Raw genomic sequence first — 12751 nt, forward strand, 5'->3', positions numbered from 1 at the left:
CCCGGGATCTTCCCGGCGGCGTACATCCGCTCCTCGACGTCGATCGTGAGCGGGAAGAAGTCCGCGTCAGGGCGGGCCTCCTGCCGGCCGACGGCCGTCGCGAGGATCATCGTGTCGCCGGAGCGGACGACGACTGCGCCGTCGGCCTGCTTGGCGAGCTTGCCGGTCTCGAAGGTGATCTCCTGACCACCGATCTCGATCGACACCGTGGCTTGACGCCCGGTTGCGATGCTCATATGTGTGTTCCTTCCTTCTTTCTCTTTTCGGAAGGTGGAAGTTTGAGCCAACCGTGCTTCTGTACACGGCTCGATCAAACACCCACCTCCCGCCGGTGGGACGTGCGCCGAGATCCTTCGATCTAGCGGCGCAGGCCCAGTTCCTTGATGAGGGCGCGATAGCCCTCGAGGTCGTTCTTCTGCATGTACGTGAGGAACCGACGACGGCGCCCGACGAGCTTCAACAGACCGCGACGCGAGTGGTGATCCTTCGAGTGCGTCCGAAGGTGCTCGGTGAGGTCGTTGATGCGCTTTGTCAGCATCGCGACCTGTACCTCGGGCGAACCCGTATCGGTCGACGTGCGGCCATGCTTGCCGATCAGTTCCTGCTTGACTTCCTTGGTGAGGGGCATACGTCCTCCTTGCGTTGAGATTCCACACTCCAAGCGCGGCGTGAAGGAAGACACGGCCAGCCGAGAGAGGGTCCGGCGGGATCGTAGCATCCATGCGGGATTCATGGCTTTGCACGCCTGATTCCTCCCGTCCCGCGATCCACTACTGTCCGATGATGCGCGTGGTCGTAATGGAGGACTACCAGCGGGCTGTCGAGCGCCTACGGTGTTTCTCTGACGTCACGGACCACGAGATCGTCGTCCATGCGGCACGACCGACGACGGTCGCAGAGCGAGCTGCGCAAATCGGCGACGCAGAGGCGCTCGTGCTCATCCGTGAGCGAACACCAATCGATTCGTCCCTGCTCGACCGGGTGCCGGATCTGCGCCTCATCTGCCAGACGGGTCGCGGCATGCCGCACATCGATCTCACGGCATGCACCGAGCGCGGAATCGTCGTCTGCAGCGGAGGCGGGTCGTCGTACGCGCCCGCAGAACTGACGTTGGCCCTCATCCTCGCCTCCTCCCGCCGGATCGTCGAAGACGCGGTCGCACTCCGTTCGGGGACGTGGCAATCCACCATCGGCGTCGAGCTCAACGGCAAGACGCTCGGGATCGTCGGGTACGGGGCGATCGGCGCGCTCGTGGCCCGATACGGGGTGGCTCTCGGGATGCACGTGCTCGCCTGGGGTCGCGAAGGGTCGCTCGCGCGGGCGCGAGCAGATGGTCACGAGCCCGAGCGGGAGCTCGGGTCGCTCTTCACACGCGCCGACGTCGTCAGCCTGCAACTCAAGCTTTCTCCCGAGACGCGCGGGATCGTGACCCGACCGCACCTCGCTGCAATGAAGCCCGATGCGTTGCTCGTCAACACAGCTCGGGCAGGCCTGATCGAGCCAGGGGCGCTCGATGCCGCGCTGCGCGCTGGCCGCCCAGGTCGCGCGGCGATCGACGTCTTCGACGATGAGCCTGCGATCGAGGATCCGATCCTGCACCATCCCTCGGTGCTCGCGACGCCGCACCTTGGTTATGTCACGTGGGAGACGTACGAGAGCTACTTCGCGGAAGCCTTCGCGCAGCTCGACGCGTTCGCCGCAGGCGCGCCGATAGGCGTCGCCAACCCGGAGCCTCGGACGAGACCGTAGGCCGGAGCCCGGTCAGCCCATCTTCTCGGGTCGGATGGCCGCGCGTGTCGCCTCGACGTCGCGACCGATCTGAGCCACGAGATGCTCCTCCGAGTCGAACGCCATCTCGTCTCTGAGGCGCTCCCACATCTCGACGACGAGCCGTTTGCCGTAGAGGTCGCCCTCGAAGTCGAGCAGGTACGGCTCGATCCGCCGTTCGGTACCTCCGTAGTGCGGGTTCGTCCCGATGGAGACCGCCGCGCGGTGATCCAGTGCCGCACCCGCGTAGATGCCGTACAACGGGCAGACAGCGTGCGGATCGAGAGCGAGGTTCGCCGTCGGGTACCCAAGTGTGCCGCCACGCTGGTCGCCTGCCACCACGATGCCGTCGAGTTCGAAGGGCCGGCCGAGCATCGCAGCGGCTCCACGAACGTCGCCGTCCTGCAGCGCCCTCCGAATCGCGGACGACGAGACACCCGCGACCATCTCGACGGCGAGGATCTCGAACCCGAGCCGATCCAGCATCGTGAGGTCGCCACGGCGACGTGCCCCGAATCGGAAGTCCTCACCGGCCGCGACCGCCTCGGCGCCGATTCCCCTGAGATACCGCTCGGCGAACACCTCGGGCTCGAGCGACATCAGCTCGGGCGTGAAGGATGCGATGAGCGTCGCCTCCACCCCGGCCTCGCCGAGGAGCTCCAGCCGTCGTTCCAGCGTCGAGATCAGCTCGACATGATTCCCGAGCGCGATGCGCGGATGCGGATCGAACGTGATTACCGTCGGCGCGAGGCCGGTGTTGATCGCGGCCTGGATGACGCTCCGGTGTCCTCGGTGGACTCCGTCGAAGGTGCCGATCGCGACGGCTCGCGGCTGACGGTCGAGCTGCGCGGGTGCGTGCGCGATGCGCATCAGTGAGCTTCGCCCGGACGCGCATTACCCTGGCTCGGGCCTTGGCGTTGGCCCTGGCCCTGCGGTTGGCCCTGACCGTGGCCCAGAGGTTCACCCACAGACAGCACGCCTGCCGGTTCCGCCACAGACCCCGAGGCCTCCAGCACTGCCTGCGCTGCCGCCCGACTACGATCGCCGTCTGCCCGGCTCCGGCGGTCAGCGTCGGCTTCGGCGAGTGTGAGCCCGACGCGCCCGAGCGCGTCCTCGATCGGGATCACCCGCTCGGCGTCCGCCTCTGCGACCGTGAACGGCCCGACTTCCGTTCGTCGCAGGGCGCTGCAATGCCCGCCGAGCGCGTCCGCGATCGAGCGGACATACGTCCCCGAGCTGACGGCCACGTCCAGCGTCGCGATGCCGGCCGTATACGCAATGACCTCGAGCGCGTCGACGCGCGAGCGACGCATGGGCATCTCGACCGCAATCCCCTTGCGGTGCAGGCGATAGGCGCGCTCACCACCGATCTTTACGGCTGAGGCCGTAGGAATCGGTAGTTCGACGTCACCACGGAGGGCCGCGAGCGACGCCTCGAGCTCCGCGAGACTCGGCGGCTCGTGCGCGTCGAGCGGATCGCCCTCGGGATCGCCGGTCGTCGTCCGACAGGAGAGGTCGACGTCCGTGAGGTAGCGCTTGGGAAGCCCGACGAAGCATGACGCCAGTCTAGTTGCCCGACCGGACAACAGAAGCAAGAGACCTGTTGCGAACGGATCGAGCGTCCCCGCGTGACCGGTCTTCGCACGTGTGCGAGAGCGCACTCCCGCGAGCACCGCAAACGACGATGGTCCGGCCGGCTTGTCGACGAGAATGACGCCGGTCGGATCGAGTGCCTTCGGGATCGCCATGCCTCAGCTCGACCTCAGGCCGTGAACACGGGGAGTGCGGTGAACTCGGCCACGATAAACGCGATCACCTCGTCGAGCGGGAGATCGCTCGAGAATCCGGCGGCCTGGCGATGACCTCCACCGTCGCACTTGCGCGCAATCGCGGACACGTCGACCCTTTCGGTCGAGGAGCGGAGAGAGGCCTTCCGGGTTGGGCCGTCGTCGCGCGTCTGCTCGCGAATCAGCGCCGCAAGCTCCACGCCCTCCACTGCGCGCAGCACGTCGATGATGCCCTCGGAGTACGACTCGAGCGCGCCCACGTCAGCGAAGTCGTCCCTGACGAGGTAGGCGATCACGACGCGACCGTCGACATGGAGCGACGTGCGCTCGAGAGCGCGCGCGAGGAGCTTCAGTTTCGGGAAGGGCATGGACTCGTAGACCGCCTGAAAGACACGCTGAGGGTCTGCTCGCGCCTCGACGAGCTCCGCAGCGAGGTGGAGTGCCCTGGAGGTCGTGTTGGAGTACTGGAATCGTCCGGTATCAGTGACGAGCCCCGTGTACAACGCCTCGGCGATAGCCGGTGTCAGCGCTAGCCCTAGCTCGCCGAAGACATCGGCCAGTACCTCGGCCGTCGACGATGCGTCGGCGACGACGAGGTTCACGGCACCAAAGCGGGTGTTGTCGTGGTGATGGTCGATGTTGATGACCACGGCGGCATCGAGCAGTCGCTCGTCGGTCAATCGTGTCGCCTGGGCGCAGTCCACCGCAACGAGCACGCGGCTGGACTGATCGCCCGGAATCGCTCGGATCAACCCCGCGCCGGCGACACCGAGGAACCCGTACTCCGCAGGGAGCGGCGTCTCGCCGACGAGCACCATGACGCTATCCTTCCCGAGTTCGACGAGGGCGAGGTGCATCGCGAGCAACGACCCGAGCGCGTCACCATCAGGGTTCTCGTGCGAGGTAACGAGGAAGCGGTCGTGCGTGCGCAGTACGTCGGCGACTGCGGCGAGATCAGTTTTTGTCGTCATCCGCCATCACCTCTTCGGGGCCTGGATCGAGCTCGTCGATCAGCTTCGACATCCGAACGCCGTCCTCGACCGACGGGTCGTATTGGAACACGAGATGAGGCGTTCGTCGCAGGCGAAGGTCGTGATTGACCCGCGACTGGAGGATCCCGGCGGCTCCTTCGAGGGCCGTCAGCGTCGCCTGACGACGCTTCTCGCCGCCATAGACGCTGAGCCACACGGTTGCCTGAGCCAGGTCGGAGGTCGTGACGACACCCGTCACGGTGACAAAGCCGATGCGCGGATCCTTCAGGGTCGGAATCGTCTCGGAGACGACCGCCTTGATCGCCTCGTCGACCCGGCGCATTCTCGGCGAACGGGACGGATTCCTAGTCATCGAGCGACACCAGTTCGCGCTCGTGGGAGATGAGCTCGAAGTCCTGCGCCGCCAGCCATCGCTCCGCCGTATCCACCAGACGGTCGGCCTCCCCCACCTCACGCGCAACGCACGCGAGCGTAAGTCGTGAGCGCTGCCAGACGTCGTGGTGATCGACCTCGGCGATCGAGCAGGCAACCCGGTTTGTGAGCTGCGCCTTGACCGAGCGAATGACCATGCGCTTCTCCTTCAGTGAGTGGCTCTCCGGAATGAGGAGCTCGAAGCTGTAGATGCCGATGAACCCCGTCGCCATGGACCTATTGAAGCGGTCGTGGCGGTCGCCCATCGCTCGACGACCTGATCGCGGGGTGCGGGTGCACCGAGACACTGCGACGCACCTCTCTGAACTGGCCGGACGAGGGACGGCCGAAGCGGCCGACCGGGTCACGCTTCTTCAGCGTCCTCGTCGGCAGGCGGCTCCGCCGTCTCAGCCACGGCCGCCGGCGCTCGAACCGCCTCGGCAAGGTCGGTTCGCTCGATCTGCTTCGTCTCGTAGGCCTCGAGGATGTCGCCCTCCTTGAGGTCGTTGTACCCCTCGAGAAGGATTCCGCACTAGAAACCCTCGGTGACCTCGCGCGCATCGTCCTTGAACCGCTTCAGCTGCGAAATCGACGTGTCGTAGATCTCGGTGCCGTCACGCACGACGCGCACTTGTGCGTTCCGCCTGATCGTGCCGGTCGTGACCATGCAGCCCGCGATTGTGCCGAGCCGCGAGACCTTGAAGAGCGCACGGACCTCGGCCTCGCCCATCGTCTCCTCGGTCTGAACCGGCGTCAGCATGCCCACGAGCGCCTGCTGAATCTCATCGGTGAGCTGGTAGATGACGCGGTATGTGCGGATGTCGACGCCCTCCCGATCAGCGAGGGCACGCGCCTCTGCGCTCGGACGCACGTTGAAGCCGATCACGAGGGCGTTCGAGGCAGACGCAAGATTGATGTCGTTCTCGGTGATACCGCCAACACCCGTATGGATCACGTTGACGCGCACCTCGGAGTGCTGGATCTTCCCGAGCTCGCCGAGCAACGCCTCTACGGATCCCTGGACATCTCCCTTGAGGACGATGTTCAGGTCCTGGACGACACCCTCCTGCAGCTGCGAGAACAGACTCTCGAGCGAGACGCCGCGCTTCGATCGCTGCGCGAGCTGCTCGCGACGGAGGCGCCCTGCCCGCTTCTGGGCGATGTCCTTGGCGAGACGCTCGTGTTCCACGACGCGCGCGAGCTCCCCTGCCGGCGGCGGGCGATCGAAGCCGAGAATCTCGACCGGCTCACCGGGACGGGCTTCCTTGACCTTCTCGCCCTTGTAGTCGTAGAGCGCCCTGACCTTGCCCGAGGCGTCACCTGCGACGATCGCGTCGCCGACGCGCAAGGTGCCGCGATGAACGAGCATCGTTGCGACCGGGCCGCGTCCGACGTCGAGGCGTGATTCGATGATGGGGCCTGATGCTTCGGCAGATGGATTGGCGCGGAGATCGAGCTCGGCGTCGGCGACGAGCAGGAGCTTCTCCAGCAGCTCGTCGAGGTTGAGTCGCTGCTTCGCGGAGACCTCGGCAAACTGTGTCGTGCCGCCCCACTCCTCGGGCTGCAGGCCCTCTGTCGCAAGCTCCGAGCGGACGCGGTCGAGATTTGCGTTCGGAACGTCGATCTTGTTGACGGCAACGACAATCGGCACTCCGGCGGCTCGAGCGTGCGAAATCGACTCGCGCGTCTGTGGCATCACGCCGTCGTCCGCAGCGACGACCAGGATCGCAATGTCCGTGATCTTGGCGCCGCGGGCGCGCATTGCCGTGAAAGCCTCATGCCCGGGCGTGTCGAGGAACGTGATCCGGCGCCCGTCGAGAACGGCCTGGTACGCACCGATGTGCTGCGTGATTCCACCGGCCTCGGTGTCGACGACCGACGTCTCGCGGATCGCGTCGAGCAGTGTGGTCTTGCCGTGGTCTACGTGACCCATGATCGTCACGACCGGCGGACGCGCAGCAAGATCGTCGTCTGCATCCTCGAAGACTTCCGGCTCCGAGTCGTCGTCGGCCGCGTGCTTGATCACGACCTCGCGATCGACCTCGGTGGCGATCAGCAGAACAGACTCATCGCTCAGCGACTGCGTGATGGTAGCCATCTCGCCGAGGCCCATCATGATCTTGATGATCTGGGCGACGGTGATGCCGAGGGCGGCGGAGAGATCCTTGACGCTGACGCCCGACGGCACCGTGACCGGACCGGTGGGAGCCGCAACGGGCTGCTGCCTCGACTGCGTCTCCTGTGAGGCACTGCGATCGCGTGCCTGACGGCCGTCTCGCCCGCGGGAGTTGCCGCCGTCGATGACGACGCGGCGCTTCCGCCCAGAGGGGCCTCCGCGGGGCCGAATCGGGCGACTTGGCTTGTTGGGTTCGTCTGCCATCAGCTGTCAGTGTAGTGGCGCGCGAGTTCCCGCTCGACGAGCACCGTGCGGCGAAGCACCCGGTTGAAGCCGCGCGCCGCGGTTGCCCGCTCGAAGCACACGAGCCGCCTGCACGTGTAGGCACCCCTTCCGGGGAGCGTGCGACCGACCGTCAGCCGTCCGTCGACGGTGCCGAAGCGCAGCAAATCCGACTGTGGAGCCTTGCGCCCGCAGCCCACGCACGTCCTCTCCGGCGAAGCGGTCATGCGTCAGGAGACTCTTCCTCCTCGGCAACTGCGGCAGCGATCTCCTCGTCGGCCACCTCAGCGGCTGCGTGCTCGATCGCCTCCTCCAGCGCCACGCCCTCCTCCACGGAGAGTTGTCCGGCTGCGACGGCATCCTCGACGATCGCATCGAGAACCGCCTCTGCCTCGGCAACCTCCGTGATCACCTCGGCGACGGCCTCGTCGATCTCGTCAGCCGCGTCGTCCTCCGGAAGCTCAGCGGGAGGCGCAGTGCCGTGGAGCTCCTGATGCGCCGGGACACCGCAGTAGTGCGAGCCCGGAAGTGCCGCGTTCGGGCAGCGCTTCCCGTTCGTGAGCATCGCTGCACAACGCCCCGAGAACTCCTGCGTGTCGTCCTCGCCCGCGTACGCGGCTTCGGCCTCGGCCTTGGCGAACTCCGTATCGGACTGGATGTCGACCTTCCAGCCAGTGAGCCGCGCGGCAAGTCGGGCGTTGAGACCCTCCTTGCCGATCGCAAGTGCAAGCTGGTCGTCGGGGACGACCACGGTTGCCTCTCGGGTGTCGTCGTCGATATAGACCTCTCGGACACGGGCCGGAGAGAGCGCCTTGGCGACGAACCGAGCTGGCTCCGAGTTCCACGGGATGATGTCGATCTTCTCGCCCCGCAACTCCGAGACGACCATGCGGACGCGCGAGCCGCGCGGCCCAACGCACGCTCCGACGGGGTCGACGCCCTGCGTATGCGATTCGACAGCGATCTTCGAGCGATAGCCCGGCTCGCGAGCGACACCTCGGATCTCGACCAGGCCATCCGCGATCTCGGGAACCTCGAGCTCGAAGAGGGTCTTGATCAACTCGGGGTCACGGCGCGACAGGATGACCTGCGGGCCCTTCGTCCCCGATCTGACCTCGGTGATCACGGCCTTGATGCGCGAGCCCTGTTCGTACCGCTCGCCATCGACCTGCTCGGACCGGGGAAGCAGCGCTTCGACGCGGCCGAGGTCGACGAGCACGTTGTTGCGGTCGCCGGCCTGCTGCACGATGCCGGTGACGACCTCGCCCTGCCGGTCGATGTACTCGTCGTACATCATCATGCGCTCCGCCTCGCGGATGCGCTGCTGGATGACCTGCTTGGCCGTCATCGCAGCGATCCGGCCGAAGCCCTCGGGCGTCGCGTCGGCGCGCACCATCAGCTCCTCCGGGACCTGCGCCCAATCGAGTTCGAGGTCGGCGTCGCTGATCAGCGTGTGCTGTCGCTCGCCCGTCTCCTCTTCGATGCGCTCGAGCTCGTCGATCGCAGCCTCTCGTGCCTCGTCGACGAGGCGTTCTTCGAGGTCGGCGGGGATCTCGATCGAGAACACCCTGAAGTCGCCCTCCTCGTCGAGAATCACTTCGGCATGGCAAGAAGCGCCCGGCGTCTTCTTGTATGCGGCAAGCAGCGCGTCCTCGAGCGCCGCCACGAGCGTGCCGGCCTCGATGCCTTTCTCGCGCTCGATCGTGCGAATGCCTTCCATGATTTCAGCGGTCATGACGTCACCTATCCCTCATCGATCAGATTGCCCCGGACGATTGCGTCGTACGGGATGTCGAGCTCCGCATCGCCGTCGGCGATCCGGAGGCTCCGTTCCGACGCGGCCACAACAGGGCCGCGAAACTTCTTTTTGCCGGAGATCTCACCGGCCGTGCGAATCTGAACGTCCTGGCCGATCGCGGCCCGGAAATGCTCTGGCCTGCGTAACGGCCGATCGAGACCCGGCGAGGACACGTCGATCGTGTACGCGCCGCGGTAGTCCGAGAGGATCTCCGTCACCCGGGAGCACAACGCATGGTCGACGCCTCCTGCGTGGTCGACGTAGACGCAGAACCTGCTCGGCGAGAGGAGTTCGACCGCGAGAACCTCCACCCCCGGCACGGCGCGCTCGACCGCCGGGACGATGTCCCGGGCGAGCTTCCGTTCCGTCGCGAGCATGTCTGCCACCGGTCTCCTCGTTCTGCGGGACGACGTTTCCTCAACAAAAATGGGCGCTCTTGCGCCCATTTCGTCAAGCCTGAAATGCGGTCTCCGAAGGATAGCACCGTCGTGTCGAAGGCGGGTCGTCCGCACGGCCCGATCAACCGAGAACGATCGTGACCGGGCCGTCGTTCACGAGCTCGACGCTCATCCGGGCGCCGAAGACGCCCGTTGCGACCGAGACGCCCTCTTTTGCGAGAGCTACAGAGAGTCTCACCGATCTCACGCCCCTCGGAGCGGAATCCCTCAACTCAGGGAACCACGCTGCCGATACGACGACCATGGAAGCAGCCAGGAACCCGTGGCCGGCCCTTGGGACGCTCCTCGTCCGCGACGGCGCGGTCACACCGGAGCAGCTCGAGGTTGCACTGCAAGAGAAGCGGCTGAAACCGGAGCTTCGTCTGGGCGAGATCCTCGTCAGCAACGGTTTCGCAACCCGATTGCAGGTCACCCGCGTTCTTGCCGAGCAGCATGACCTCGATTTCGTGGAGCTCGATTTCGCGTCCATCGAGATCGACGCGGCGATGCTCCTCCCGGAGATCCTGGCCCGCCGCTACGGGGCGATACCGATCAAGATCATGGACGACGGCTATGTCCTCGTCGCTGTCTCCGACCCGACGAATGTGATGTTCTCGGACGACCTTCGGCTCGCGCTCGGTATGCCCGTGCGCGTGTGCGTGGCAGCTCCCGACGCGATCGAGCTTGCGATCACGAAACTGAACGACGAAGCCACGATCGACATCGAGGACGTCGTAACGAGCGCGGCCGAGACGGAGGACGACGCGACCGTCCTCGACCTGAACCACGATACGCCCGCGGTCGTCTTCATCAACAGAGCGATCTCCAAAGCGCTCGACGTCGGCGCATCCGACATTCACTTCACGCCGCAGCAACGACGCCTCTTCGTTCGCGTTCGCGTCGACGGCGTCATGCGGGAACTAACGTCCATCGCCGGCACCCAAGGCGCCGCCGTGGCGAGCCGCCTCAAGATTATGGGAGGCCTCGACATCGCCGAGAGGCGTGCCCCCCAGGACGGGCGCGTCTCGATCAAGCGTGGCGGACAATCGATCGACGTGCGCATCGCAATCCTCCCGACGACACATGGCGAAAAGGTCACGCTGCGAATCCTCTCTCAGGGGGAGGCGCCCGAGTCGCTCGATGCACTCGGCATGTGGCCACGCAGCCGCGCCGCCCTCGAACATGCGATCTCGCAACCGTTCGGAGCAATCGTCGTCGTCGGCCCGACCGGGTCGGGCAAGACGACGACGCTCTACACATGTCTTCAGGTGCTCAACACGCCCGATCGCCAGTTGACGACGATCGAGGACCCGGTCGAGTACCGCGCGGCCGGCCTCGATCAGATCGAGGTCAACCCGAGGGCCGGGCTGAGCTTCGCGAACGGGCTCAGAACGATCTTGCGCTCCGATCCCGACGTGTTGCTCGTCGGCGAGGTCCGCGACGAGGAAACCGCCCAGATTGCATTCCGGGCAGCGATGACAGGGCACCTCGTGCTCACGACCTTGCACGCCCAGACTGCGGCTGCGGCAATTCAGCGTCTGCGGGACATGAACATCGAGCCCAGTATTCTCGCTACGTCGATCAACTGCATCATCGGCCAGCGCCTCGCGCGGCGTGTGTGCCAGGCGTGTTGCGAACCGACGATCCCCGACCCCTCCAGCCTTCGAGCACTCCGGATCCCGGAGAACTACGGAGAGCTGAACATCTACAAGGCCGTCGGCTGCGAGGAGTGCGGTGGGATCGGATACCGCGGTCGTGTACCGCTCTTCGAGGTTCTCGCCATGACCGACGAGATCTCGCAACTCATCGGTGCTCCGACACGTGAGATCGAGGCAATGGCGATCTCACAGGGAATGATGACCCTCCGCGAGGACGGTGTACGCCTCGCCGTCGCGGGCATCACAACTCTCGAGGAGATTCGCAGGATCGCCGGCGACGCCACAGACTGACACTCGTTTCGCGACCCGAGCACGAGTACGCTCCCCCGATGCCGGCCGTCGCCCTGGATGACCGCGAGCAGATCGCAGGGTTCCTCCGGCGGAACCCACGCGCCCACGCCTACGAGCTCGGCGACCTCGACGACTTCGAATGGCCGCACACCGTCTGGTTCGGCTGGGAGTCCGCCGGCCGCCTGGAGCAGGTCACACTCCTCTACACCGAGCCGCGGATCCCGGTACTGATCGCCATCGCCGAGCCGCCGCAGAGGTCGATGGGCGAGCTGCTCGCCGCAATCACTTGGTCTCTTCCCTCGGTGCTCTACACGCACGCAACGCCCGGGCTGCTCGACACGCTTGCCGAGCGCTATGTCATCGAGGATGCCGAGCCCCACCTCAGGTTCGCGCTCGAGCGCACGGACCTCCTCGATCGGCACGCTCTCGAGACAGAGATTCTCACGCCCGAAGAGCTCGACGAGGTGCGCGCGTTCTACACCAAGGCCTACCCGGGCACGTGGTTCGTTCCGCGGATGCTTACGACGGGCCGGTACGTCGGCGTGAGGGAAAACGGTCTGCTCGCCTGCATAGCCGGAGTGCATGTTCACTCCCCCACGTGGCGCGTGGCCGCTCTCGGCAACGTCGCCACGCTCCCGGAGCTCCGCGGCAGAGGTCTCGCACGCGGTGCGTGCGCCTCGCTCTGCAGGCTGCTCCTCGACGACGGGATCGAGACGATCGCTCTCAACGTCAGGGCGAACAATGAGGCCGCAATCGCATCGTACGCGCGACTCGGATTCGCACCGGTTGCCGAGTACGTGGAGGCCAGCCTGCTCGCCCGTACCGTCGGCGGCTAGTACGGGCGGTGGCGCCCCGCTACATCTCCATGTCGATGCGCTCGTAGACGTCCACCGCTCCGCCGCCTGCGAGGACCGGGCATCCAGACGCCATCTCGGTCGCGGCTTCAAGGTTGTCAGCCGTCAGGATCGTGTACCCGGAGAGGCCGCTTGGGGCGTTCGGTGCGCGTCCGCCGTCGGCGGAGATGCTCAGAGACGGGCCAAACGGTGCGCCGCCGTCGGAAACGGCCTCCCCCAACGCGCCGTACCAGGTCATCCACGCCGCCATGATCTTCTTGCCCTCTTCGGGGGTTTCGGGCATTCCTCCGCCACCGCGATAGAGCAGCGCATACTTCGCCATCACTCGCCTCCCAATCCGTGCTCGTTGTGGGCGATC

Annotated in this window: 14 protein-coding genes and 2 pseudogenes; 3 read left to right on the forward strand and 13 right to left on the reverse strand. The window is 66.1% G+C overall.

The genetic code is table 11. The features are described from left to right. A pseudogene (locus tag ABIR74_RS09300) lies at positions 1–236 on the reverse strand (hypothetical protein); the annotation flags it as partial. Between the two features lie 122 nt (positions 237–358). Then, positions 359–628 (reverse strand): 30S ribosomal protein S15, encoded by a 270-nt coding sequence (gene rpsO / locus ABIR74_RS09305; RefSeq protein WP_348177352.1) that lies wholly within the window; start codon positions 626–628, stop codon positions 359–361. Positions 629–783: 155 nt separating this feature from the next. Here rpsO and ABIR74_RS09310 point away from each other — a divergent pair, with 155 nt between their 5' ends. Beyond that, positions 784–1749 (forward strand): D-2-hydroxyacid dehydrogenase family protein, encoded by a 966-nt coding sequence (locus tag ABIR74_RS09310; RefSeq protein ID WP_348177354.1) that lies wholly within the window; start codon positions 784–786, stop codon positions 1747–1749. 12 nt (positions 1750–1761) lie between these two features. Here ABIR74_RS09310 and ribF read toward each other — a convergent pair whose 3' ends face one another. The 10 genes and pseudogenes from ribF to ABIR74_RS09360 form a co-directional block, all read right to left on the reverse strand. Continuing rightward, positions 1762–2637 (reverse strand): riboflavin biosynthesis protein RibF, encoded by an 876-nt coding sequence (gene ribF, locus ABIR74_RS09315; protein ID WP_348177356.1) that lies wholly within the window; start codon positions 2635–2637, stop codon positions 1762–1764. Then, complete coding sequence (truB, locus tag ABIR74_RS09320; protein WP_348177358.1) at positions 2637–3515, reverse strand: tRNA pseudouridine(55) synthase TruB; 879 nt, start codon at positions 3513–3515, stop codon at positions 2637–2639. Before truB ends, ribF begins: the two co-directional genes overlap by 1 nt. 14 nt (positions 3516–3529) lie before the next feature. Then, positions 3530–4525, reverse strand: coding sequence for a bifunctional oligoribonuclease/PAP phosphatase NrnA (locus ABIR74_RS09325; protein WP_348177360.1), 996 nt, complete (start codon positions 4523–4525; stop codon positions 3530–3532). After that, positions 4509–4868, reverse strand: coding sequence for a 30S ribosome-binding factor RbfA (gene rbfA, locus ABIR74_RS09330; protein ID WP_348177362.1), 360 nt, complete (start codon positions 4866–4868; stop codon positions 4509–4511). Before rbfA ends, ABIR74_RS09325 begins: the two co-directional genes overlap by 17 nt. Positions 4869–4890: 22 nt before the next feature. Further along, a complete protein-coding gene (locus ABIR74_RS09335; RefSeq protein WP_348177364.1) occupies positions 4891–5190 on the reverse strand; it encodes a DUF503 domain-containing protein in 300 nt (99 codons plus the stop codon). A 299-nt stretch (positions 5191–5489) separates the two neighbouring features. After that, positions 5490–7337: a translation initiation factor IF-2 gene (gene infB / locus ABIR74_RS09340; RefSeq protein WP_348177366.1), complete on the reverse strand. Its 1848-nt coding sequence runs from the start codon at positions 7335–7337 to the stop codon at positions 5490–5492. After that, a complete protein-coding gene (locus tag ABIR74_RS09345; RefSeq protein WP_348177368.1) occupies positions 7337–7582 on the reverse strand; it encodes a YlxR family protein in 246 nt (81 codons plus the stop codon). The genes infB and ABIR74_RS09345 overlap by 1 nt, the downstream gene beginning before the upstream one ends. Then, positions 7579–9090 (reverse strand): transcription termination factor NusA, encoded by a 1512-nt coding sequence (gene nusA, locus ABIR74_RS09350; RefSeq protein ID WP_348177370.1) that lies wholly within the window; start codon positions 9088–9090, stop codon positions 7579–7581. The genes ABIR74_RS09345 and nusA overlap by 4 nt, the downstream gene beginning before the upstream one ends. A gap of 8 nt (positions 9091–9098) precedes the next feature. Next, a complete protein-coding gene (locus ABIR74_RS09355) occupies positions 9099–9530 on the reverse strand; it encodes a hypothetical protein (protein ID WP_348177423.1) in 432 nt (143 codons plus the stop codon). 142 nt (positions 9531–9672) lie between these two features. Next, positions 9673–9780: pseudogene (locus tag ABIR74_RS09360) on the reverse strand (D-aminoacyl-tRNA deacylase); the annotation flags it as partial. Between the two features lie 73 nt (positions 9781–9853). On the opposite strand from ABIR74_RS09360, the gene ABIR74_RS09365 reads away from it, so the two are divergent. Then, positions 9854–11539 (forward strand): ATPase, T2SS/T4P/T4SS family, encoded by a 1686-nt coding sequence (locus ABIR74_RS09365; protein ID WP_348177372.1) that lies wholly within the window; start codon positions 9854–9856, stop codon positions 11537–11539. Between the two features lie 38 nt (positions 11540–11577). Beyond that, on the forward strand, positions 11578–12375 hold the full coding sequence (locus ABIR74_RS09370) for a GNAT family N-acetyltransferase (protein ID WP_348177374.1): 798 nt from the start codon (positions 11578–11580) through the stop codon (positions 12373–12375). Between the two features lie 19 nt (positions 12376–12394). On the opposite strand, the gene ABIR74_RS09375 is transcribed toward ABIR74_RS09370, so the two are convergent. Further along, the gene (locus tag ABIR74_RS09375; protein ID WP_348177375.1) at positions 12395–12715 is read right to left on the reverse strand and encodes a hypothetical protein; all 321 of its coding nucleotides are present in this window, start codon (positions 12713–12715) and stop codon (positions 12395–12397) included. Positions 12716–12751 lie beyond the last annotated feature (36 nt).

Origin of the sequence: Gaiella sp., assembly GCF_039915195.1 — a bacterium.
Classification (GTDB): domain Bacteria; phylum Actinomycetota; class Thermoleophilia; order Gaiellales; family Gaiellaceae; genus Gaiella.

Excerpts from the sequence above, each read along its gene's own strand:
- ABIR74_RS09325 (WP_348177360.1), bottom strand. The coding sequence starts at position 4,525 with ATGACGACAAAAACTGATCTCGCCGCAGTCGCCGACGTACTGCGCACG.
- ABIR74_RS09365 (WP_348177372.1), top strand. The coding sequence starts at position 9,854 with ATGGAAGCAGCCAGGAACCCGTGGCCGGCCCTTGGGACGCTCCTCGTC.
- ABIR74_RS09310 (WP_348177354.1), top strand. The coding sequence starts at position 784 with ATGCGCGTGGTCGTAATGGAGGACTACCAGCGGGCTGTCGAGCGCCTA.
- ABIR74_RS09335 (WP_348177364.1), bottom strand. The coding sequence starts at position 5,190 with ATGGCGACGGGGTTCATCGGCATCTACAGCTTCGAGCTCCTCATTCCG.
- ABIR74_RS09345 (WP_348177368.1), bottom strand. The coding sequence starts at position 7,582 with ATGACCGCTTCGCCGGAGAGGACGTGCGTGGGCTGCGGGCGCAAGGCT.
- infB (WP_348177366.1), bottom strand. The coding sequence starts at position 7,337 with ATGGCAGACGAACCCAACAAGCCAAGTCGCCCGATTCGGCCCCGCGGA.
- ABIR74_RS09370 (WP_348177374.1), top strand. The coding sequence starts at position 11,578 with ATGCCGGCCGTCGCCCTGGATGACCGCGAGCAGATCGCAGGGTTCCTC.
- rbfA (WP_348177362.1), bottom strand. The coding sequence starts at position 4,868 with ATGCGCCGGGTCGACGAGGCGATCAAGGCGGTCGTCTCCGAGACGATT.
- ribF (WP_348177356.1), bottom strand. The coding sequence starts at position 2,637 with ATGCGCATCGCGCACGCACCCGCGCAGCTCGACCGTCAGCCGCGAGCC.
- ABIR74_RS09355 (WP_348177423.1), bottom strand. The coding sequence starts at position 9,530 with ATGCTCGCGACGGAACGGAAGCTCGCCCGGGACATCGTCCCGGCGGTC.
- truB (WP_348177358.1), bottom strand. The coding sequence starts at position 3,515 with ATGGCGATCCCGAAGGCACTCGATCCGACCGGCGTCATTCTCGTCGAC.
- ABIR74_RS09375 (WP_348177375.1), bottom strand. The coding sequence starts at position 12,715 with ATGGCGAAGTATGCGCTGCTCTATCGCGGTGGCGGAGGAATGCCCGAA.
- nusA (WP_348177370.1), bottom strand. The coding sequence starts at position 9,090 with ATGACCGCTGAAATCATGGAAGGCATTCGCACGATCGAGCGCGAGAAA.
- rpsO (WP_348177352.1), bottom strand. The coding sequence starts at position 628 with ATGCCCCTCACCAAGGAAGTCAAGCAGGAACTGATCGGCAAGCATGGC.